Here is a 19,653-nt window from a genome sequence, read left to right as displayed (position 1 = left end):
TCGATTCGACGAAGAGGTGAGTCATCACCTCTTTTTTTTTGACCTTTTTATGGCGTCGGATCTGTTGGATTTTGTGGATCTAACCGGGTAACCCCAGCAGTGGGTTCCGCTCAAATGTAAGAATCAGAATTGACAGAAAGACATAAACCAACGTGCAAGGTCAGACGCAGTCGATCTCCTTTGACGGTCGGGAGATACGGCTGACCACTGGGCGGTATGCCCCTCAAGCCGGTGGCTCGGTGATGATTGAGTGCGGGGATACCTCCGTATTGGTCACGGCTACACGCTCCACAGGTCGAGACGGAATTGATTTTCTTCCGCTGATCTGTGATTACGAAGAGCGTCTCTACGCAGCAGGCAGGATTCCTGGAAGTTTTATGCGGCGTGAGAGTCGCCCCCCTGAGCGAGCCACGCTGATTTGCCGACTCATCGATCGGCCGATGCGTCCGTTGTTTCCAAGTTGGCTGCGGGATGATTTGCAGATCGTTGCAACCTGCATGTCTCTGGATGAGCGGGTTCCAGCTGATGTCCTCGCCGTGACGGGTGCCTCCATGGCCACTCTGCTGGCAAAGATTCCCTTCTATGGGCCGATGGCCGCTGTTCGCGTCGGTCTGCTCGGTGATGATTTTGTTCTTAATCCCAGCTATCGGGAGATTGAGCGTGGCGATCTAGACCTCGTTGTCGCTGGCACTCCTCAAGGTGTGGTGATGGTGGAAGCCGGCGCGAATCAGCTCCCTGAGGGAGATGTGATTGAAGCGATCGACTTTGGTTATGAAGCCGTCTCTGAGTTGATCAAAGCTCAGCAATCCATCCTGAAAGAGGCTGGGATCGAGCAAGTGATTCCAGAGGCTCCTGAGCAAGACAAAACGCTGCCGGTTTATTTAGAGAAAGCTTGCAGCAAGGCGATTGGTGAGGTGCTCGGCCAGTTCGAGCAGACCAAGGCTGAGCGTGACGAAAAGCTGGATGCCATTCGCAGCACAACGGCGGAAACGATTCAGGGTCTCAAGGACTCTGATCCCGTCCGCGTCGCGGTGAGTGCCAACGGCAAGGCCCTACCGAACAGTTTCAAAGCGCTCACCAAAACCTTGATGCGCCAGCAGATCCTTAAGGACGGCAAACGGGTGGATGGTCGCAACCTTGATCAGGTGCGTCCGATCAGCGCCGCTGCGGGAGTGCTTCCGAAGCGCGTGCATGGCTCAGGTTTATTTCAACGCGGTCTCACCCAGGTGCTGTCGACCGCAACCCTCGGCACCCCAAGTGATGCCCAGGAGATGGATGACCTCAATCCAAGCAACGAAAAAACCTACCTTCACCACTACAACTTCCCGGCTTACTCCGTCGGTGAGACCCGTCCCATGCGCTCTCCTGGACGCCGCGAGATTGGTCACGGTGCCTTGGCTGAGCGCGCCATCGTGCCCGTCCTTCCTGCGAAAGACACCTTCCCCTACGTGGTGCGTGTTGTCAGCGAAGTGTTGAGCTCCAATGGCTCCACGTCGATGGGTTCCGTCTGTGGAAGCACCTTGGCTCTGATGGATGCCGGCGTTCCTCTGAAGGCTCCTGTGAGTGGTGCGGCCATGGGCCTGATTAAGGAGGGTGATGAGGTCAAAATCCTCACTGATATCCAAGGCATTGAAGACTTCCTTGGCGACATGGACTTCAAAGTGGCGGGTACAGATAAGGGGATTACTGCTCTGCAGATGGATATGAAGATCACGGGTCTCCCTGTGAGCACCGTGGCTGATGCGGTGAATCAGGCTCGCCCTGCGCGTCTTCACATCCTCGAAAAGATGATGGAGGCGATTGAAAGCCCACGGGAGGGTCTCTCTCCTCACGCCCCTCGTTTGCTGAGTTTCCGGATTGATCCTGAGTTGATCGGGACTGTGATCGGCCCTGGTGGTCGCACCATCAAGAACATCACGGAGCGAACCAACACCAAGATCGACATCGAGGACAGTGGCATTGTCACCATTGCCTCCCATGACGGTGCTGCGGCAGAGGAAGCTCAGAAGATCATTGAAGGCCTCACCCGCAAGGTGAATGAGGGCGAAGTGTTCACGGGCTCCATTACCCGCATCATTCCGATCGGAGCCTTTGTGGAAATTCTTCCCGGCAAAGAAGGCATGATTCACATCTCACAGCTTTCTGAGGCACGGGTCGAAAAAGTTGAAGATGTGGTGAAGGTGGGAGATGAAGTCACGGTGCGCGTGCGTGAAATTAACAATCGCGGCCATATCAACCTCACCCTGCGTGGCGTTCCTCAGAACGGCGAGTCTCCTCACTCACAACCCGCTCCGACACCCGTAGCGCCCCTCTCCTGAGAGGCGCCCGCCCAGGCTCAGACCTGAAAACCGGGATCAATCACTTCCATGGCCTGTGCCCCTTTCTTACACAAAGTGGCATGGGCTTTTCCATGGCTAGCGATCAAACAGCCTGCCTGGCGAACATCGCCGGTGTTGTAGGTGAGCTCTCTGCCGTCTGCATGGGTGAAGGCACCTCCAGCTGCGAGTAGCACCGCTTCTGGAGCGGCCATATCCCAATCTTTCGGAGCACTTTTCCCAGAGAGGGAAATGTATAAATCGGTTTCGCCGCGAAGGATGGTGGCCACTTTGCAGCCAACACTGCCCACGGCCTTGGAGTCGCCAAGTTCCAGGGCGGTAATCAACTGCTCAAGTCGCTGATCTCTGTGACTGCGGCTTGCCACCAAGATCAGTTCATGGGTGACCTTTCGCTCACTGAAACGAACTGGCGCTCGTTCTCCGGAGCGGTTTTCGCACCATGTCCCCTCACCCACGACACCAATCCAAAGCTCGTCCGCCTCTGGGAGCAGCACCACCCCAAGGACTGGCCGCTGCTGATGCACCAAGGCCAGATGGACGGCGTATTCCCCTGTGCCTTGGAGGAAATCCTTGGTCCCATCGAGTGGGTCCAAAATCCATAGCCAATCCGCCGCCAAGGGTTGCCCCTCCGTCAGTTGTTCTTTGGCTGTTTCCTCACTGAGAAGGGTCCAAGCGGCGCTGGGGAAGGATTGTTTTAAGCCATCCAGGAGCCATTGATTGACGGCAAGATCAGCGGCGGACACAGGGCCCTCTCCACCGTTGTCAACGCTCAGGGCTTTCGAAAAACCGTGGGGAGGCTGTTCTCCACGGGCATAGGCGCGCAGGATGTCTGCTGCTCCCCAGCTGAGGGGGCGAAGAACCTTTAAAACATCTTCTAGGTTGATACCGGCAAGAAGGGTCGGCGAGCTCGGCATCATGGTTTGATCTAGGCGAAGCCATTGTGAAGCAACGCGCTGAACCTGCGGCCGGAGTGCTGTATGTCGTAGGCACTCCGATTGGCCATCTCGGTGACCTGTCTCCTCGAGCGCGTGAGCTGTTGATCGCTGTGGACACGATTGCTTGCGAGGACACGCGGCACAGCGGACAGCTGCTGAGCCGTATCGGTTCAGCAGCAAGGCGGTGTTCCTTCCATCAGCACAACACCCGCACGAGGATTCCCCAACTGTTGCTGGAACTCGAAGAAGGTCGCAGCGTTGCGGTCATCACTGATGCCGGTTTGCCAGGGATTAGTGATCCTGGGCAGGACTTGGTCGCTGCTGCGCGTGCGTCTGGCTGTGAGGTGATTTCTATTCCTGGCCCTTGCGCGGCGACGACGGCTCTGGTGAGCAGCGGGCTTCCTACCGACCGGTTTTGTTTCGAGGGGTTTCTTCCGTCCAAAGGCAGAGAACGCCGGGACCGACTGGCCCTCATCGCAACGGAGCAGCGCACCAGCGTGATTTATGAGGCCCCTCATCGTTTGTGCCAACTGCTGGAAGAGATGTTTGAGCTTTGCGGTGAGGAGCGACCGTTACAAGTGGCTCGAGAACTCACGAAGCGGCATGAGCAACAGGTGGGGCCAACCGTTGGCGCGGCGCGGATGCATTTTCAAGAGCACCCCCCCCAGGGGGAATGCACTGTGGTGTTGGGAGGAGCTCCACCCCTCGAGATCGAAGCCTTAAGCGACACGCAGTGTTGTGAGCAGTTGTTGGCACTCACCGCCGAGGGGATGAGTGCCAAGGATGCGGCCAAGCTGTTGTCCAGTCGGATTGGACGTTCGAAACGAGAGCTTTATGCGTTACTACACGCTGTGAGCGAACCGTCAGACTGATCAAGTCAAAAGCGATTGCGATGCTGATCCGGCTACGACTGCTGCTGTTGAGTTTGGGGAGTGGGCTAACGCTGCTGTTAGTGCTCTGCCTTGGTGCACAAAATCTGAATGATCGCTATCGCCTCAACCTTGGCGTTGGTCGGTCTGCCCCCCTTCCCTCCGGCTTCATTGTTGGCGTCAGCTTGGTGCTCGGAATCATCAGCGGTGGCAGTGTGGCTGCGGTGTTGGCGCCAGCGCCTGATTCAGACCCAGACCGCTGAATCAGGACTTGAGTGAAAAGAGGGATCCCTCAACCACTAAATGCGTGATGCCACGGGCAAGCAGGTAGGACGATGTTTGCTCAAAGACCTGGGTGTCTGGCACTTTGATCACCCGCTGACTTCGGCCGCATTGGCGTTTGGCAGCACGTGGACTTGCATAGAGGCATAAAGCCTGGCGTTGCTGCTCTGAGGGGTCACTCAGGCCCAATTCAGGGAACTCACTGAGTGGCCGAGGATCAAGCTCCACCGTTTTGTCGACAAGCATGTAGACGCTGTCTGGCAAAAGTTCAGAGGCAAAGGGCCGGCAAATCACTTCTTGGGTGGTGACCTGGGGAAGGTCCACCGGGAGCACGGCTATCTCATGGAAAACATTTTCATCGTCCGTGTTGAAGGTCTCGTTGTCGTCGAGATCGGCGCCACCGAAATCTTCGGCATCATCGAGCGCGAGGATTTGGCTCTCACCATCTCCATTGCCATCTTCATCTTCAACAGCATCGCCATCAGCTTCACTCCCCACGCTCTTTTTGCTGCTCTCCGCGTTGGTGCTTGGTGCTGAGTCAGGCGCGCTGCTTTCTGAAGCAGAGATCTCTAAAGCCGTCCCTTTGGCGGCACGCTGGATTTTGAGCTCGGCGTATTCATCAGCGCTCAACAAAGACCGAACGGTGCGACTCACCGTGTTTGCGCTGCATCCGAAGGCTGCCGCGATATGAGCGCTTGTTTCTCCAGCGCGGTACCGCTCCACAATTTCCTGCTTGTGGCTGTCGTTAAGCCGGCTGGGGGCCATCGTCTGTACCGCACAGTTTTCAAGCTTAAGCGGGGTGGTGTACGCCAACTGTCAAAATGGCTTGATGCTCCCTTAGCTCAGCTGGATAGAGCAACTGCCTTCTAAGCAGTCGGTCGCTGGTTCGAATCCAGCAGGGGGCGTTAATCACAGCAAGGGGTTTCAGTGAAAGCTGAGCCCTTTTTTCTTATTTGTTGCTTTGTGTGGCCCAAAGTGTGGCCCAAGTCGTCCTAGTGTTGGTTATTCCCCAAAAGCTGGATGTGCCAGCGGCTTTCAAAGGCTTATTGGCCATGGCACGAGCAACAGCAGCAGAGACCTCCGACCGCATCGACACGCTCCAAGGGCTGATCAAAAGGGATTTCAACTCATCCTTTCGAGTGAGTTGGTCTCACCCCATGGGCAATCTCGCCAAATTGCAGTGATGTGGCAGCAGCAGCCTGATGACGTCAGAAATAAAGAGAAGCTCAACGGTGAAGGCTGGCTGGTCAACAGGCAAGAAGGGATGCTCTCGCAGATCAAGCCCGACACACCAACGCAACATGCTCAGTTCGTTCTGGCGAGCTACTACCACTTGTCAGCACGGCTTGGGCAGCCAATCAGGCAGCAAAGGATGCTTAGGCATCTAGGCATCGAAATGTGGATCAACCTGCAGAAGATCGGTTGGCAACCCTGCTCAGCACCTAACTGACTACCTGTTTGGGGGACACATCAGCAGCGAAGACCACTCGAATGGGGGATTCGGATTCGTTCTGATTCAGCGATTGTGAATACATCGAGGGGCGACCTTCACACAACACCTGAATCAAATGAAACTTTCTGCTTTTGTCGCTATCGCTGCTGTTATCGGTGGTTCATTCTTAATCCCTAATCCTGCTCAGGCTTGGTGGGGTGGGGGACAAGAACCGACATATGAAATGCTTAGAGGTACAACCTACAAATTTCCATCTAAAGATCAGAAAAAAACATACGATTCGCCTGGTTGGGTGTTGTTATCATCATCGCCTGGCACGGATTTAATGAAAAAAATGAAACTCGTTGACTGCAGGCAAAGTCATTGCATTTATTTCACTAAAATGGTTGACCGAAGCAATAAACTTGTTAATGCGCATGAGATTGATTGTAATTCAAAGAAATACCGATGGCGTTCTGTTTATTCCAACAAACCGGAATGGGAACGTTGGTTTGATGTAATACCAGGAGGAGAGGAAGCAGTTGCTTTTAATAAATTCTGCCGCTAATCCTCCGTCGGGAAGCCTGAAGCCATGAAAGCAAGGCTATGAGAAAATTTAACTAATACCAAAAATGTGAACCATGATCAACACAATCAAAAAGGTACTAGGGGGAGTGGGGATAGTTGCAGCTGTGTTATTCGCAAATGAAGCGAATAATTCAAAAATGTGTTCTGAAGGTCAGGCTTTTATGGAGCGAAATCAGATCGCAGCTGAATCATGCCAGGCTGAAATGTATACCAGCACTGCAATCGCGCTTGTGGTGGGCGGTGCTTCTCTGAAGGTGCTATTAGATAAGGAAACTTGGGATTAATTCAGCCGGTTGGACTTAAGCACTCGTCGGGAAGCCTGAAGCCTTATGGCTGAAAGCTATACAAAACCCGAAAGGGAAAAGCAGGGGGCGTTGTGTGTGTCGCTATCGATCTCCCGACTGAATATTCATAATTAATAAGTTGAGTGTCTGCGCAAAGAGAAAGTGTTAGCGAATATGTATTCAATTAACACATCGATCTGACTTTTATGTTTATGTTGACACGACAATCTACTTGATGCAGAAGTTTTTAGCTTCGTCAATGCTCTTGTGGTTATTCATCTCTTTCACTACACAGTTACAGGTCTCGTTCTTCTTGCTCAAGAGCAGCTGTTTACCTGCTTTCAAGTATTCCTTATTCATGGCTTCAGCGCACTTTCCGAAAATAATGTCATCAACCCACTTGCTGGCATGCGCAGGCACAGCAGAGATAGATGCAACAGCCGCAAAGGCGATCACCAGGGATAGTCGAGACATTTATAGAAATTAGCTATTAATTGATAACTCTACACCAGCGCGGATTGTCGATACTCATGGGGTATCCAACAGCCTTCTTTAGACGGGATGAGAGTGATTTTTACTGTAGATGATCACACGAACGAACAGCCGAATGTTCTCTCAATCTGCAAACTAAAAATTTAAGCAGAAATTAGATAAAACAAGCTAGCTAAATTAAGGGTGTCAACTTGGGACATTGCAGCAGACATAGCTGCGGCTTTCTGAAGCGGCGAATGCTTCTAGCAGTTGCCCCAATCCAGTGACTCTAGAAACTCAGATGACGCTGGCTCTACTTCAAGAGTTACTGATGGCGCTAAGGGTTAATGACGCTGATGGCTACAAGGGTTGGCTTGCTCTTGGCATTGAACAGCTTGGAAGAGATGTAGCTGGTGAGGTGGAATCAGACTGGATGGTGCCCCTGTTGGTGGAAGAGGAAAGGGACAGGCTGATGGCTTGGCAGCTAGGCGTGAGTCTGCAGTCCCGTTGGGAAATTATGGAGGTGTTGTACCCATAACGGGTGAGGACTTGGATTAGTTGTATGACGACATCATTTCGACCAAGCTGCCTGATAAGCGCAAGCGTGGCACTGCTGATGAAGCTCTGGCAACCAACGCTAAAGCCTTCTAACCCTGCCCTAACTGTTGGGGGTTTTTCGTTTCTGTATAGATATGCTGCCAATAGAAAGATTGGATTCACTTGTGTAACAGCACGAACAACAGAAACGTTGACGTTGTTGCTATAAAAATAAAGTAGTACCAACTACAAAGAACGTTCACCTCACTTCTGTGAGGCGCAGACTCGCCAGGCCACGGAACGGGGACCTGGATTTCTGAGGAACCTCAAATGACTCTCACCTATCGTGGTAAGCAGTATGTCCAGCACAAAGGTGTTGGTTTTGATGCAACCAAGAAGGCACCATTGACCTATCGCGGCGTGTCATACGCCAAGTAAACCAAGGATTTCACATCAATCAGCTCTCGCTTAACAGCGGGAGTTTTTTATTGCCTACTTAATAGCAGCAAAGCTGAAACTGCCTACTGCAGCGTGCGGCAGCAGCACAAGCAAGGCATCGTTGCCTTATCTATCAGCTCCCCATGCTGCGTCGTATCTCCCTGGGGCTTTTGGCTTCTGCCATCTCTCTTGCTTCCCTGCCTGCCATTGCGCAAGAGGGCAGTGCTGATGATCTTGGTGTGATGAGCATCAGCCTGAAGGATGTGGTCAAGCCCACCTTTGGGTTTCAAGGTGCATTGCAAGGAGCAGGAACACCGAATCAGGCGGGTATTGGCGGGTTCTTGCCACTGTCTGTTGGCGACAACAGCGTCTGGTTTCTTGATGTCCTCGCTAACGCTAATTTCGCTGATTACGAAAACAACAGCAGCATCATCAATACCGATGTGGCTGGTACAACGATCAGCACCTCATCACGGCTTGGTTATCGCTGGCTGAATGGTGACCGCTCTTGGATGTACGGGCTGAATGCTGGCTATGACAGCCGCCCGATGAATACAGGAGGAACCGATACCGGCATCATTGTCAGCGGCACAGAGGAGAGTGCGTTCTTCCAGCAGGTGGCAGTCAATGCAGAAGCGGTCTCCAATGGCTGGAACCTCAACGCTTATGCCTTAATTCCTGTTGGTGATACGGAGCAAGATCTCAACTTCTTTTACCAAGGCGGTGCACTTAACACCTACGGGCTTGATGTTGGTTATTTCATCACGCCTGAGCTGAATGCTTCTGTTGGTTACTACTACCAAAGCGGTGATCTTGGATCTGCTGATGGGTCTGGTGTGCTTGGACGCCTTGCCTATGAAATCAGCAGCGGATTAACAGCAGGAGTGAACATCTCCTACGACGAAGCATTCGACACCAGAGTTTCAGCTGATATTAAAGTTCGCTTTGGTGGTGCAAGTACAACAGCAGCGAAGAAGAAAAAGTGGGAAAATCCAACAATTAATGCATTAACAGCCTCACCCAAGAACAGGGATGTGAGGGTTCACGATGATATCATTTGTGATAAACCAGGGCCCTGTAGAAGGGTTCCATAGCAGCCGGCATGGCCGTGATCTTCGTTTGTGAGGGACACGTGCTCCTGGTCTCTAGGTGTCTCCATCGAGGCTAACTCCCTCCCCTTCCAAATAATTAAAGACTCCTAAAGCCCCTGCGACCACAGGTGCTTTTTATTTCTTCAACCAACACCATAAACCCTTATATCAGCCTTTAATACCTGGCAATAATTAATACTTAGCCAAGCAACGAGCGGAGTTTTTAATGCAGGGGAATGCTTTAAGCAGTTACCCCAAACAAATGACCCTCGACACTCAGATGACGCTGGCTCTGCTGCAAGAGCTACTGATGGCACTCAGGGCTAATGACGCTGATGGCTACAAGTCTTGGCTGGCACTCGGCATTGAACAGCTTGGAAGGGATGTAGCTGCTGAGGTCGAATCGGATTGGATGGTGCCGTTGTTGGTGCTGTATCTCAGCTGGACAAGCTGTGTGGTTTATCTGCTTCGCGTAGATAAGGCTGATGGCTTGGACGCTTGGCGTGAGCTTTTAATCCGTTTGTGAGCGCAGGGCAGCAAAGCTGAAACTGCCTACTGCAGCTCGCAACAGCAGTAAAAGCAAGCCATTCTGCGCTCAATAGATCCTTATCAATGCAGCGTTCACTGCGCCTGTCGTTATCGCTAAGCGGTGTTGCTGCACTGGCACTCTCTAATGGCGCTCTGCTTCCTGCGGCTGCTCAAGAGGCAGGTAGCGCAGAAGACCTCGGGGTGATGGAGATCAACCTTAAGGATGCAGTCAAGTTCAACTGGGGTTTTCAAGGCGCACTACAAGGAGCAGGCACGCCTAACCAAGCAGGTATTGGCGGGTTCTTGCCCCTCGCTGTTGGCGAGAACAGTGTGTTCTTTGCTGATGTGCTGCTCAATGCCAACTTTGCTGATTACGGCGGCAATAGCAGCATCATCAATACCGACGTAGCTGGCACCACGATCAGTACCTCAACGCGATTGGGTTATCGCTGGCTAAATAGCGACCGCAGCTGGATGTATGGCGTTAACGGTGGCTATGACAGCCGCCCGATGAATACAGGTGGAACTGATACAGGCGTGAATGTCAGCGGCACAGAGAAGAGTGCTTTCTTCCAGCAGGTGGCAGTTAATGCAGAAGCAGTCTCTGATAGCTGGAACTTCAATGCCTATGCCTTAGTTCCTGTTGGTGATACAGAGCAACAGCTGAATAGCGTTTATCAAGGCGGCTCGCTTGATACCTACGGGCTTGATATTGGTTATTTCATCACTCCAGCCGTTAATGCTTCTGTTGGTTATTACTACCAAAGCGGTGACCTAGGAGAAGCAGATGGTTCCGGCGTACTCGGACGCTTAGCCTATGAAATGACCAGTGGCGTCACAGCAGGAGTCAATATCTCCTACGACGAAGCATTCGATACAAGAGTTTCAGCTGATCTTAAAGTGCGCTTTGGTGGCCCAAGTACAACAGCAGCGACGAAGAAAAAGTGGGAGAATCCAACAATTAATGCGTTAACAGCATCACCCAAGAACAGGGATGTTCGGGTGCACGACACGAAGTGTTATCCGGGTGCAGTGGATGTGTGTATTTGAATAATGAATTGGATAATGGAGATTCAGTCCGGGAGCGAGTGACACGTGTACTAACTGCACCTCACCGTAAGTTAATGTATTTTAACTGTATTTGTAACATTTTGTTAACATTTGTACTATAGGAGCCGCGAAGGAATATCCAAAGAAGGTGGTCAAGAACTGTGCAAGGCAAAGCCGCAATGAAAAATTGAAGAAAGAAATTAGAGGCTAACTCCCAAAGCTCTTGCAATTGCAAGGGCTTTTTATTTCTTTAATCACTGCCTAATCACGCCTAAATGACATCCGATACCTAGCGCTGATTAATACTTAGACCCATGACGAGCGGGTTTTTATTGCAGCGGGGAATGCTTTATCCAGTTGCCCACAACCAATGACCCTCGACACTCAGATGACTCTTACCCTGCTGCAAGAGCTGATGGCACTCAGGGCTAATGACGCTGATGGGTACAAGTCCTGGCTTGCCCTTGGCATTGAAGAGCTTGGAAGGGATGTAGCTGGTGAGGTCGAGTCCGACTGGATGGTGCCTTTGTTGGTGGAAGAGGAGAGGGACAGGCTGATTGGTTGGCAGCTGGGCGTGAGCCTCTAGTCCTTTTCAGAGCAAATCAGCAAAGCTGAAACTGCCTACTGCAGCGTGCGGCAGCAGCACAAGCAAGGCATCGTTGCCTTATCTATCAGCTCCCCATGCTGCGTCGTATCTCCCTAGGGCTTTTGGCTTCTGCCATTTCCATTGCTTCTCTGCCTGCCATTGCTCAAGAAGATGGCAGTGCTGATGACCTTGGGGTGATGAGCATCAGCCTTAAGGATGTCGTCAAGCCAACTCTTGGGTTTCAAGGTGCATTGCAAGGAGCAGGAACACCGAATCAGGCAGGCATTGGTGGGTTCTTGCCCCTCTCTGTTGGAGACAACAGCGTTTGGTTTCTTGATGTCCTCGCCAACGCTAATTTCGCTGATTACGAGAACAACAGCAGCATTATCAACACCGATGTTGCTGGCACCACGATCAGCACCTCATCAAGGCTTGGTTATCGCTGGCTAAACGGAGACCGCAGCTGGATGTACGGGCTGAATGCTGGTTATGACAGCCGCCCGATGAATACAGGCGGAAGCGATACAGGCATCAATGTCAGCGGCACAGAGGAGAGTGCATTTTTTCAGCAGGTGGCATTCAACGCAGAAGCTGTTTCCAATGATTGGAACTTCAACGCTTATGCCTTAATTCCTATAGGTGATACGGAGCAAGATCTCAACTTCTTTTACCAAGGCGGTGCACTTAACACCTACGGGCTTGATGTTGGTTATTTCATCACTCCAGAGCTGAATGCTTCTGTTGGTTACTACTACCAAAGCGGTGATCTAGGCACAGCTGATGGGTCTGGTGTGCTCGGAAGAGTTGCCTGCGAAATCAGCAGTGGCTTAACAGCAGGAGTGAACGTCTCATACGACGAAGCATTTGAGACCAGAGTTTCAGCTGATCTAAAAGTTCGTTTTGGTGGTGCAGCTACAACAGCACAACGCAAAGAAGTTCAGAATCAACCTGTCATATCTGCATTAACATCATCGCCAGGCAATAGGGACGTGAGGGTGCATGACGTGATAGACGCCAATGGTTGTCAAGGCCCGGATGCCGTAAATGCGGCGCGAGTTCTTGTTGCGATTGCTTGTGACGGCATTTCTATAAATGTTATGGACAAAGCGACCGGCAAGGTTGAAACTTTTGAGCCACGGATCGACAAAGACGGCAAAAAATTACTTCTTACCATAGACGCGGAAGGAAGGAGTAAGTGCGAACGGTTGCGAAGGACGGGGTTTTGCAATATTGATGCGAAGTCTGATGATGGACGTCCTTTTATGATTCCGCAGGGAGGAGATTTGATTAAATAACGATATCCACCAAGCTCCTGACATAACAGGAGCTTTTTGTTTCTTTATTCGCTCTAATAACCGCCCATATCTTTCTTCGATGCTTGGCACTAAATAATGCTTTATCCCGCCACAGTCTGGGTTTTCATGGCAGCGGGGAATGCTTTAAGCAGTTACCCCAAACAAATGACCCTCGACACTCAGATGACGCTGGCTCTGCTGCAAGAGCTACTGATGGCACTCAGGGCTAATGACGCTGATGGCTACAAGTCTTGGCTGGCACTCGGCATTGAACAGCTTGGAAGGGATGTAGCTGCTGAAGTCGAGTCGGACTGGATGGTGCCCCTGTTGGTGGAAGAGGAAAGAGACAGGCTTATGGCTTGGCAGCTGGGTGTGAGCCTCTAGTCCCTTTGTGAGAGCAGAACAGCAAAGCTGAAACTGCCTACTGCAGCTGGCAGCAGCAGCACAAGCAAAGCATCGTTACTGCATCTATTGAACGCCCCATGCTGCGTCGTCTCTCCCTAGGGCTGCTGGCTTCTGCCATCTCTGTTGCTGCCCTACCTGCCATTGCGCAAGAGAAGGGCAGTGCTGATGACCTCGGGGTGATGAGCATCAGCCTCAAGGATGTGGTCAAGCCCACCATTGGTTTTCAAGGGGCACTTCAAGGCGCTGGAACACCGAACCAAGCAGGTATTGGCGGGTTCTTGCCTCTCTCTGTTGGCGACAACAGCGTCTGGTTTCTTGATGTCCTCGCTAACGCCAACTTCGCCGATTACGAAAACAACAGCAGCATCATCAATACCGATGTGGCTGGTACCACGATCAGCACCTCTTCACGGCTTGGGTACCGCTGGCTGAATGGAGATCGCAGCTGGATGTATGGGCTGAATGCTGGTTATGACAGTCGCCCGATGGCTACAGGCGATGCCGATACAGGGGTATCCGTCACAGATAAGAGCAGTGTGTTTTTCCAGCAGCTTGCTGTGAATGCAGAAGCAATCTCAGATAGCTGGAATTTCAATGCCTATGCCTTAGTGCCTGTCGGTGAGAAAGAAGCTCAACTCAACAGCGTTTATCAAGGCGGTTCACTCAACACCTACGGGCTTGATGTGGGTTACTTCATCACTCCAGTGGTGAATGCGTCTGTTGGTTACTACTACCAAAATGGTGACCTAGGAACAGCTGATGGTTCTGGCGTACTCGGACGCTTGGCTTACGAAATGGCAAGTGGCGTCACAGCAGGAGTGAATATCTCCTACGACGAGGCTTTTGATACAAGAGTTTCAGCTGATCTTAAAGTTCGCTTTGGTGGTGCGAAAACAACTGAAAAACGAAAAGAAGTTCAACAACAACCTGTCATCAATGCCTTAACATCAACACCAAGCAACCGAGATGTGAGGGTGCACGATAGTAGTAGTGCTTTTGGCGATGGTTGTCAGCCAACGAAGCGACAAGCCTGTACATTTGAGTAGTGCTTTTCTGTAAAGGTGTAATTGAGATGTAGTGGCAGCTTGTCACTCAACGCCCCTGCGACCACAGGGGTTTTTTATTTCTTCAATCAACACCATAAACCCTTAAATCAGCCTCCAATACCTGGCACCATTGGAATTCAGAAAGCTGCCTTGATGGCTTATTTGGCAGGAGCCAATAAGAATTATTTTGCGTATTCATGACAAATATGCCTCAACTGATTTGCCCTAACTCTATCTATATTTCCTGGTTTAATCACCACAGCTTGAGGATTTGATCGCCATCACGAATGCCATTTGCTCGTCTAAATCTCACCGCGACTTGATGCCAGTCTTCTGGCATTTGATTGAGGCGAATATCAAATGCAAAGGGTAAGTTCTGCTGCCCTGGTGAGACCCGGTTCTTCCTGCTTTGACTGCTTCTGCCTTTTTCAACCAGTCGTTTCAGCATGCTTGAGCCCCAATGGCACTTAGGTGTTCCTTTGGCGTGATGGCGATACTTCTGGCAGAACCGTGCATATCGTCTGGAACAGCCTTTCAGGCTTGATGCCAGTTGCAGAAAGCTGGGGTGCCACTCACTGATGCCATCACATTCCAATCTTCCGTAATGCCCATAATTGGAATAGGGGTCATAAAACCCTTTCCTGATTCCTGCTGCCTTTGGATTGGCGTGGATATACCGCAACGTATTCAGCACTCGCCTGTGGTCTCTAGGCGCAATCACAGTGGCGTAATACCTTGCCTCCCAAAAATGCCCGCAACGTCCAGAAAGACGATTCAGTGCCATCGCTGAGTACCAGCCAACCCAATGCATCAGCTTTGGCAGCTGTGATGCATCATTAGGACGCAGAAGCAGATGCAGGTGATTAGCCATCAGGCACACCGCATACAAGCGATGAGGTACTTTCTGCTTTGCCTTAGCGAGCACAGCAAGAAGCACATCCCTTCTCAAGCCCTTGGCAATCAAGAACTGACGGCTATTGCACCTGAGTGTGATGTGAAAGGAATGACCTGCTGGAAGCTTGCGTTGCGTACGTCCCATTCCATGAACGAACAGGTTCGCTGATTGTGGCTATCAATCTCCCGACTGAATATTCACTAGCCCGGCCACGTGCGGGGTTGTTTATTTCAATAGGGGAATGCTTAAGCAGTTGCTTCTTCCCAATGACTCTCGAAACTCAGATGACGCTGGCTCTGCTGCAAGAGCTGCTGATGGGACTTAGATCATCAAGCGAGCAGTTCAATGGATCATATCTAATTTTCTTCCCAGGTAATAGTGCAACGATATGAATAATTAAAACCTGCTGTTTGTATTTCTTTGCAGGATGTATCTGTAACTGTTGCGCCTTGAGGAATTTTTGACTTCAAGAGGTTGAGCGTGATCTCCTCACTCACTCCACTCCTTGTAAGCGACCGAGTATTGGCTTGTGCTTGTATTCCAAAAAGAAATAATCCAGCAATCAATACAAGGCAGGCTCTCATCGCAATAAATGCAAACATATTACCTCTAAGCCTGTCAGAAGGATTGTGCATTGCTTTGTCAAAAATTTTTAGCAATCCTTAGCAAAGATATTGTCCCTACCGACTTCTCAGGCTTCACTTCAACTCTAAGTATGGTTCAGCTTGTAAAGCGATTAGAGCCCTCTGCATGGCGTTTACTTTTCTACACTTTTCAGAAGATTCTCGCAGTTGGCTTCGGGGAATACTTCAACCAGTTGCCCTAAACCAATGACCCTCAACACACAGATGACGCTGGCTCTACTGCAAGAGCTACTGATGGCACTGAGGGCGAATGACGCTGATGGCTATAAGTCTTGGTTAACCCTCGGCATTGAACAGCTTGGAAGGGATGTAGCTGCTGAAGTCGAGTCGGACTGGATGGTGCCCCTGTTGGTGGAAGAGGAAAGAGACAGGCTTATGGCTTGGCAGCTGGGTGTGAGCCTCTAGTCCCTTTGTGAGAGCAGAACAGCAAAGCTGAAACTGCCTACTGCAGCTGGCAGCAGCAGCACAAGCAAAGCATCGTTACGGCAACTGATTCACGCTCCATGCTGCGTCGTCTCTCCCTGGGGCTGTTGGCTTCTGCCATCTCTCTTTCTGCTCTGCCTGCCATTGCTCAAGAGGACGGCAGTGCTGATGACCTTGGTGTGATGAGCATCAGCCTGAAGGATGTCGTCAAACCAACCCTTGGGTTTCAAGGCGCACTGCAAGGAGCAGGAACAGCAAACCAAGCAGGTATTGGTGGATTCTTGCCTCTTTCTGTTGGCGACAACAGCGTCTGGTTTCTTGATGTCCTCGCTAACGCTAATTTCGCTGATTACGAGAGCTACAGCAGCATTGGACAAACCACTGTTGCTGGCACCACCATCTCGACCTCAACGCGCTTGGGCTACCGCTGGCTCAATGGTGATCGCAGCACGATGTATGGCATCAATGCTGGCTATGACAGCAGGCCGATGGCAACAGGTGCAACAACCAATGGCATCGAAGTCTTTAATTCACAAACACCGTTCTTTCAGCAGGTTGCTGTTAATGCAGAACTACAAAGCAACCAATGGGGTGCCAATATCTATGGATTAATACCGGTTGGGGAATATGGCTATGGCTCAGACAATGTCGCGTTGATTAATAGTAGCTTTGGAGCAGAGCCGTTAACAACTGTCGGCCTTGATGTTAATTACAAAATCAGCAACTCATTGTCTTTATTGGCTGGTTATTACTACCAAACATGTGAGAAAGAGCCAGAAGTATTTGAAGACTATGCTGAAGGATCTGGAGTGAAAACACGGCTCGAATATGACATCAGTAATCAACTACAGGCAGGTGTTGGTTATTCCTATGACGAAAATTTTGAATCCAGGGTGACTGCTGATTTGAAATTACGTTTTGGTGGACCCAAAACAACAGCAATGAGAAAAGAAGTTCGACAACAACCTGTGATTAAGGCATTAACCGCAACGCCAAGCAACCGAGACGTAAGAGTGGGGAATTCGAGAAGATGTTTGCCTTACCTTAGCACTCCAGCAGTTTATAACCTTGCTGTTGATTGCTAGAGATAAGAATCAAAGAGCATAACAGCCGTTCTTCTGTGCCTGTGGCACAACGGCAGGGTCTTTTTATTTCTGTAATTACTTTTAAATGCCATCCAATACCTGGCACGATTGAGCAGATAATAGATAAAAAGAAATCGCTAAAACAAGGGTGTCAGCTATGGATATTGCAGATCGATAGTTAGGTATTTTCTGAAGGGGGAATACTTCAAGCAGCTGCTTTTTTCCCAATGACTCTCGAAACTCAGATGACGCTGGCACTGCTGCATCGCTCTCAGTGATCGACGTTCGGGCAACTGATTGCACTGGCTCCGATCTGTTCAGCCGCATGACACTGACGGGTAACTGACCCGTCACTGCTGCATCAGTTACTCGTCAGCGAAGAGGGTCGGATCCGTTAGTCGCGCTAGTTCCAGGTTCTAATCACCGTTCGTAGGAGCTAGCCGACCTTTTACATATCCATCGACATGACTCTGGACAAAATCACCAACGTCAGCCTTTATCGCGCCCATCTGGTTATTGAAGTTCTGCGCGCTACTGGAGAGAAGGAATTCCCAATGCAGCTAGCTGCAATTTTCTTTTGGGTGGCATCTCACAACGGCTGCCGTCAATCAGATGTGATTGAAGCAGTGAAAATGTCTAAGTCTTCTGTCTCGCGCTGTCTTGATTGGCTTGGACCTGCTCACCGCCTTGAGCATCGAGACGGATTAAAACTGGTCAGAAGAGAAGTTGATCCAGATAATTACCGTGCTTATCGAATTTTTCTCACTCCAAAAGGTGAACAGATGGTGAACCTGATGGAGAAACAAATGACCATGCCCATTAAGCCAAGATGAGCACAACCAAATCCTCAGCGGAGAGGGTCGAATTCGAACCCACGGTGCAGCTCGTCGGGCTCATAACCCGAAGGTCAGCCTCTTGCATCCCTGATTGATCTCGTTAGTTTTGGCTCGTCGGAAGCGTTGCGCTTGGCGCACCACCGGCAGCACAACAATCAAAAAACAGCATGACGACTCCCCTTAAAGCGCAGCGGTATCTCCTGCGTGACGGCAAGTTCATCACCGCTTCAATCCGGCTCGATCCAGATCACGTCTACCGATACGTCTGCCAAAACGGTTCGGTGATCTTTGCTCTGCTCTCAGCTCAGGATGCAAATACAACAACAACAAAGGGCACTTGTAAATATGTAACTCCAAAGATCACCAATGTATTTGATGGTTGATACCTGAACCAACTGAAATGGACGCTGCAGCAATTCAACGCCTTGTTCCTGAACTATTCAGGGTCACCGCAGCACTTGAAGCTGCAGCACCTGGCCGCCACTTCACCCCTGATGGACACCTAGTAGGCAGCATCGGTGAGGTAATTGCAGCCGCTCGAAACGGTCTGACATTGACCACAGCCAGCAACAAAGGCATTGACGCTCACGACGCCAACGGCACCAGCGTGGAAATTAAAGCGACCACTGGCAGTCGTGGAGTGGCTCTTCGCGGGATGGAACCAACAGCTGAGAGGTTGATCGTTCTACAGATTGACAAGACTGGAGAAGCAACAGAGATCTATTCAGGTGCGGCATCACCGGTATGGGAAGCCGCTGGGGCAATGCAATCAAACGGACAGAGGTTCATTAGCCTCAACCGACTTCGAGAACTCCAGCCCTAAGCGGCTTTCGGATCAACCCAACTGGCACACCTGCTTGAGTCTCAGATTTTTGGACACGAGCCAAGGTCAAATTGGACAGGAATCGCCGCATCAGTCTCACGCGATGAGACGGGCAAACACCACCGCGACAAGACCAACTGGCACATCAAGCGGTTGCGTCACTGTGGAGTCAGCAGTCACTCGTGCTTGTCCAGACGGTTGCGTACATTCGGGTCTAATCCCAAAGCCCCTGCAACAATCGCGAACAAAACAGAGGCAAGGTCTTTACTATGCTCAACGAATGATAAATAAACACCAAGAGACGCAATACCAAAAATAAGAGAATACCTAGGAAGATCTTTGTAAAAGAACCGATGCTTACCTAATTTTATCTGTCTATCTGTATCAGCCTCAAGCAAGGCTGATACATCACTTACGTTATTGATAACATCAGATCTAGATTCAAGGATACTCATCAATTTAACAGATTCTGTTTCATAAGAATCACTAGAGCTAGGCAAGAATTATCTCCTTTTTCGTTTTCTTCAAATCATTTACTATCAAAACCTTATTATCGGCATCCGACATCGCCTCTAAATATAAAGCCAAAGCCTTTCTAACCGTTTCACTTTGAAACTCCTGGCTTTGACTAGAAAGCCTTTTTAAATTCTCAATAGTTTGTGAATTGACCCTGACTTGAACAGTTTGATTCTTAGGCATGGGTATTTCTCTGAATGAACAGGAGTAGTCCTGCTAATACCAAAAGCAAAGGCGCCAGCAGTCCCTGTCCTGAGC

The 19,653-nt window shown here is 50.5% G+C and carries 27 protein-coding genes and 1 tRNA gene; 21 read left to right on the top strand and 7 right to left on the bottom strand.

Translation table 11 applies throughout. The features are described 5' to 3' along the window. Positions 1-152: 152 nt before the first annotated feature. Positions 153-2,318 carry a polyribonucleotide nucleotidyltransferase gene (locus tag SynROS8604_RS11295; RefSeq protein ID WP_186544061.1) on the top strand — a complete coding sequence of 722 codons (2,166 nt, stop codon included), beginning with the start codon at positions 153-155 and terminating at the stop codon, positions 2,316-2,318. 17 nt (positions 2,319-2,335) lie between these two features. Here the strand turns inward: SynROS8604_RS11295 and SynROS8604_RS11290 are convergent, their stop codons facing one another. After that, a complete protein-coding gene (locus SynROS8604_RS11290; RefSeq protein ID WP_186544060.1) occupies positions 2,336-3,253 on the bottom strand; it encodes a 3'(2'),5'-bisphosphate nucleotidase CysQ in 918 nt (305 codons plus the stop codon). Positions 3,254-3,276: 23 nt separating this feature from the next. On the opposite strand from SynROS8604_RS11290, the gene rsmI reads away from it, so the two are divergent. Together rsmI and SynROS8604_RS11280 are read left to right on the top strand one after the other, a co-directional pair. Further along, positions 3,277-4,143 (top strand): 16S rRNA (cytidine(1402)-2'-O)-methyltransferase, encoded by an 867-nt coding sequence (rsmI, locus tag SynROS8604_RS11285; protein WP_186544059.1) that lies wholly within the window; start codon positions 3,277-3,279, stop codon positions 4,141-4,143. 20 nt (positions 4,144-4,163) lie between these two features. Then, positions 4,164-4,403, top strand: a complete 240-nt coding sequence (locus SynROS8604_RS11280; protein WP_006853466.1) for a hypothetical protein — start codon at positions 4,164-4,166, stop codon at positions 4,401-4,403. 1 nt (position 4,404) lies between these two features. Here SynROS8604_RS11280 and SynROS8604_RS11275 read toward each other — a convergent pair whose 3' ends face one another. Then, entirely contained in the window at positions 4,405-5,187 is a 783-nt protein-coding gene (locus tag SynROS8604_RS11275) for a helix-turn-helix domain-containing protein (RefSeq protein ID WP_186544058.1), read from the bottom strand. 66 nt (positions 5,188-5,253) lie between these two features. Here SynROS8604_RS11275 and SynROS8604_RS11270 point away from each other — a divergent pair. The 5 genes from SynROS8604_RS11270 to SynROS8604_RS11250 all read left to right on the top strand — a co-directional run bounded on the left by SynROS8604_RS11270 (position 5,254) and on the right by SynROS8604_RS11250 (position 6,726). Further along, positions 5,254-5,327, top strand: a tRNA-Arg gene (locus tag SynROS8604_RS11270). 93 nt (positions 5,328-5,420) lie between these two features. Continuing rightward, positions 5,421-5,606, top strand: coding sequence for a hypothetical protein (locus tag SynROS8604_RS11265; RefSeq protein ID WP_186544057.1), 186 nt, complete (start codon positions 5,421-5,423; stop codon positions 5,604-5,606). After that, the gene (locus SynROS8604_RS11260) at positions 5,606-5,872 is read left to right on the top strand and encodes a DUF1651 domain-containing protein (RefSeq protein ID WP_186544056.1); all 267 of its coding nucleotides are present in this window, start codon (positions 5,606-5,608) and stop codon (positions 5,870-5,872) included. Before SynROS8604_RS11265 ends, SynROS8604_RS11260 begins: the two co-directional genes overlap by 1 nt. A gap of 118 nt (positions 5,873-5,990) precedes the next feature. Then, positions 5,991-6,422: a hypothetical protein gene (locus SynROS8604_RS11255; protein WP_186544055.1), complete on the top strand. Its 432-nt coding sequence runs from the start codon at positions 5,991-5,993 to the stop codon at positions 6,420-6,422. A gap of 73 nt (positions 6,423-6,495) precedes the next feature. Continuing rightward, the gene (locus tag SynROS8604_RS11250) at positions 6,496-6,726 is read left to right on the top strand and encodes a hypothetical protein (protein ID WP_186544054.1); all 231 of its coding nucleotides are present in this window, start codon (positions 6,496-6,498) and stop codon (positions 6,724-6,726) included. Between the two features lie 228 nt (positions 6,727-6,954). Here SynROS8604_RS11250 and SynROS8604_RS11245 read toward each other — a convergent pair whose 3' ends face one another. Continuing rightward, positions 6,955-7,200, bottom strand: coding sequence for a hypothetical protein (locus tag SynROS8604_RS11245; protein WP_186544053.1), 246 nt, complete (start codon positions 7,198-7,200; stop codon positions 6,955-6,957). A 298-nt stretch (positions 7,201-7,498) separates the two neighbouring features. Between SynROS8604_RS11245 and SynROS8604_RS11240 the strand changes: the two genes are divergently transcribed. From SynROS8604_RS11240 to SynROS8604_RS11200, 8 genes are all read left to right on the top strand, one after another. Then, complete coding sequence (locus SynROS8604_RS11240) at positions 7,499-7,735, top strand: hypothetical protein (protein WP_255445027.1); 237 nt, start codon at positions 7,499-7,501, stop codon at positions 7,733-7,735. A gap of 580 nt (positions 7,736-8,315) precedes the next feature. After that, the gene (locus SynROS8604_RS11230) at positions 8,316-9,266 is read left to right on the top strand and encodes a carbamoyl-phosphate synthase (RefSeq protein ID WP_186544051.1); all 951 of its coding nucleotides are present in this window, start codon (positions 8,316-8,318) and stop codon (positions 9,264-9,266) included. A gap of 259 nt (positions 9,267-9,525) precedes the next feature. Further along, the gene (locus SynROS8604_RS11225) at positions 9,526-9,789 is read left to right on the top strand and encodes a hypothetical protein (protein ID WP_186546091.1); all 264 of its coding nucleotides are present in this window, start codon (positions 9,526-9,528) and stop codon (positions 9,787-9,789) included. A gap of 86 nt (positions 9,790-9,875) precedes the next feature. After that, entirely contained in the window at positions 9,876-10,841 is a 966-nt protein-coding gene (locus tag SynROS8604_RS11220) for a carbamoyl-phosphate synthase (RefSeq protein WP_186544050.1), read from the top strand. 370 nt (positions 10,842-11,211) lie between these two features. Continuing rightward, entirely contained in the window at positions 11,212-11,427 is a 216-nt protein-coding gene (locus tag SynROS8604_RS11215) for a hypothetical protein (RefSeq protein WP_186543739.1), read from the top strand. Between the two features lie 95 nt (positions 11,428-11,522). After that, complete coding sequence (locus SynROS8604_RS11210; protein WP_255445025.1) at positions 11,523-12,722, top strand: inverse autotransporter beta domain-containing protein; 1,200 nt, start codon at positions 11,523-11,525, stop codon at positions 12,720-12,722. Positions 12,723-12,887: 165 nt separating this feature from the next. Beyond that, positions 12,888-13,106, top strand: coding sequence for a hypothetical protein (locus SynROS8604_RS11205; protein WP_186543740.1), 219 nt, complete (start codon positions 12,888-12,890; stop codon positions 13,104-13,106). 98 nt (positions 13,107-13,204) lie between these two features. After that, the gene (locus tag SynROS8604_RS11200) at positions 13,205-14,173 is read left to right on the top strand and encodes a carbamoyl-phosphate synthase (protein WP_186544049.1); all 969 of its coding nucleotides are present in this window, start codon (positions 13,205-13,207) and stop codon (positions 14,171-14,173) included. A 253-nt stretch (positions 14,174-14,426) separates the two neighbouring features. Here SynROS8604_RS11200 and SynROS8604_RS11195 read toward each other — a convergent pair whose 3' ends face one another. Beyond that, complete coding sequence (locus SynROS8604_RS11195; RefSeq protein WP_186544048.1) at positions 14,427-15,212, bottom strand: transposase; 786 nt, start codon at positions 15,210-15,212, stop codon at positions 14,427-14,429. A 212-nt stretch (positions 15,213-15,424) separates the two neighbouring features. Continuing rightward, a complete protein-coding gene (locus SynROS8604_RS11190; protein WP_255445024.1) occupies positions 15,425-15,703 on the bottom strand; it encodes a hypothetical protein in 279 nt (92 codons plus the stop codon). Between the two features lie 195 nt (positions 15,704-15,898). On the opposite strand from SynROS8604_RS11190, the gene SynROS8604_RS11185 reads away from it, so the two are divergent. From SynROS8604_RS11185 to SynROS8604_RS11165, 5 genes are all read left to right on the top strand, one after another. Beyond that, positions 15,899-16,117, top strand: coding sequence for a hypothetical protein (locus SynROS8604_RS11185; RefSeq protein WP_186546089.1), 219 nt, complete (start codon positions 15,899-15,901; stop codon positions 16,115-16,117). Between the two features lie 98 nt (positions 16,118-16,215). Beyond that, positions 16,216-17,220, top strand: coding sequence for a carbamoyl-phosphate synthase (locus SynROS8604_RS11180; RefSeq protein WP_186544047.1), 1,005 nt, complete (start codon positions 16,216-16,218; stop codon positions 17,218-17,220). 464 nt (positions 17,221-17,684) lie between these two features. Continuing rightward, positions 17,685-18,053, top strand: a complete 369-nt coding sequence (locus SynROS8604_RS11175) for a MarR family winged helix-turn-helix transcriptional regulator (protein WP_186544046.1) — start codon at positions 17,685-17,687, stop codon at positions 18,051-18,053. A 170-nt stretch (positions 18,054-18,223) separates the two neighbouring features. Then, positions 18,224-18,439, top strand: a complete 216-nt coding sequence (locus SynROS8604_RS11170; protein ID WP_186544045.1) for a hypothetical protein — start codon at positions 18,224-18,226, stop codon at positions 18,437-18,439. A gap of 17 nt (positions 18,440-18,456) precedes the next feature. After that, positions 18,457-18,879: a hypothetical protein gene (locus SynROS8604_RS11165; protein WP_186544044.1), complete on the top strand. Its 423-nt coding sequence runs from the start codon at positions 18,457-18,459 to the stop codon at positions 18,877-18,879. Between the two features lie 176 nt (positions 18,880-19,055). On the opposite strand, the gene SynROS8604_RS11160 is transcribed toward SynROS8604_RS11165, so the two are convergent. Both SynROS8604_RS11160 and SynROS8604_RS11155 read right to left on the bottom strand, forming a co-directional pair. Then, positions 19,056-19,379: a hypothetical protein gene (locus tag SynROS8604_RS11160; protein WP_186544043.1), complete on the bottom strand. Its 324-nt coding sequence runs from the start codon at positions 19,377-19,379 to the stop codon at positions 19,056-19,058. Then, on the bottom strand, positions 19,372-19,578 hold the full coding sequence (locus SynROS8604_RS11155; RefSeq protein WP_186544042.1) for a hypothetical protein: 207 nt from the start codon (positions 19,576-19,578) through the stop codon (positions 19,372-19,374). The genes SynROS8604_RS11160 and SynROS8604_RS11155 overlap by 8 nt, the downstream gene beginning before the upstream one ends. Positions 19,579-19,653 lie beyond the last annotated feature (75 nt).

Source organism: Synechococcus sp. ROS8604, assembly GCF_014279655.1.
In the GTDB taxonomy this organism is placed as follows: domain Bacteria; phylum Cyanobacteriota; class Cyanobacteriia; order PCC-6307; family Cyanobiaceae; genus Synechococcus_C.
This window is presented reverse-complemented; position numbering and strand designations above follow the sequence as displayed.

Coding starts and splice junctions, on each gene's coding strand:
- SynROS8604_RS11205 (WP_186543740.1), top strand. CDS start 12,888: ATGACCCTCGACACTCAGATGACGCTGGCTCTGCTGCAAGAGCTACTG.
- SynROS8604_RS11195 (WP_186544048.1), bottom strand. CDS start 15,212: ATGGGACGTACGCAACGCAAGCTTCCAGCAGGTCATTCCTTTCACATC.
- SynROS8604_RS11165 (WP_186544044.1), top strand. CDS start 18,457: ATGGACGCTGCAGCAATTCAACGCCTTGTTCCTGAACTATTCAGGGTC.
- SynROS8604_RS11280 (WP_006853466.1), top strand. CDS start 4,164: ATGCTGATCCGGCTACGACTGCTGCTGTTGAGTTTGGGGAGTGGGCTA.
- SynROS8604_RS11260 (WP_186544056.1), top strand. CDS start 5,606: ATGTGGCAGCAGCAGCCTGATGACGTCAGAAATAAAGAGAAGCTCAAC.
- SynROS8604_RS11155 (WP_186544042.1), bottom strand. CDS start 19,578: ATGCCTAAGAATCAAACTGTTCAAGTCAGGGTCAATTCACAAACTATT.
- SynROS8604_RS11250 (WP_186544054.1), top strand. CDS start 6,496: ATGATCAACACAATCAAAAAGGTACTAGGGGGAGTGGGGATAGTTGCA.
- SynROS8604_RS11215 (WP_186543739.1), top strand. CDS start 11,212: ATGACCCTCGACACTCAGATGACTCTTACCCTGCTGCAAGAGCTGATG.
- SynROS8604_RS11245 (WP_186544053.1), bottom strand. CDS start 7,200: ATGTCTCGACTATCCCTGGTGATCGCCTTTGCGGCTGTTGCATCTATC.
- SynROS8604_RS11230 (WP_186544051.1), top strand. CDS start 8,316: ATGCTGCGTCGTATCTCCCTGGGGCTTTTGGCTTCTGCCATCTCTCTT.
- SynROS8604_RS11210 (WP_255445025.1), top strand. CDS start 11,523: ATGCTGCGTCGTATCTCCCTAGGGCTTTTGGCTTCTGCCATTTCCATT.
- SynROS8604_RS11200 (WP_186544049.1), top strand. CDS start 13,205: ATGCTGCGTCGTCTCTCCCTAGGGCTGCTGGCTTCTGCCATCTCTGTT.
- SynROS8604_RS11180 (WP_186544047.1), top strand. CDS start 16,216: ATGCTGCGTCGTCTCTCCCTGGGGCTGTTGGCTTCTGCCATCTCTCTT.
- SynROS8604_RS11290 (WP_186544060.1), bottom strand. CDS start 3,253: ATGATGCCGAGCTCGCCGACCCTTCTTGCCGGTATCAACCTAGAAGAT.
- SynROS8604_RS11170 (WP_186544045.1), top strand. CDS start 18,224: ATGACGACTCCCCTTAAAGCGCAGCGGTATCTCCTGCGTGACGGCAAG.
- SynROS8604_RS11190 (WP_255445024.1), bottom strand. CDS start 15,703: ATGCACAATCCTTCTGACAGGCTTAGAGGTAATATGTTTGCATTTATT.
- SynROS8604_RS11220 (WP_186544050.1), top strand. CDS start 9,876: ATGCAGCGTTCACTGCGCCTGTCGTTATCGCTAAGCGGTGTTGCTGCA.
- SynROS8604_RS11255 (WP_186544055.1), top strand. CDS start 5,991: ATGAAACTTTCTGCTTTTGTCGCTATCGCTGCTGTTATCGGTGGTTCA.
- SynROS8604_RS11225 (WP_186546091.1), top strand. CDS start 9,526: ATGACCCTCGACACTCAGATGACGCTGGCTCTGCTGCAAGAGCTACTG.
- SynROS8604_RS11175 (WP_186544046.1), top strand. CDS start 17,685: ATGACTCTGGACAAAATCACCAACGTCAGCCTTTATCGCGCCCATCTG.
- SynROS8604_RS11240 (WP_255445027.1), top strand. CDS start 7,499: ATGACGCTGGCTCTACTTCAAGAGTTACTGATGGCGCTAAGGGTTAAT.
- SynROS8604_RS11185 (WP_186546089.1), top strand. CDS start 15,899: ATGACCCTCAACACACAGATGACGCTGGCTCTACTGCAAGAGCTACTG.
- SynROS8604_RS11275 (WP_186544058.1), bottom strand. CDS start 5,187: ATGGCCCCCAGCCGGCTTAACGACAGCCACAAGCAGGAAATTGTGGAG.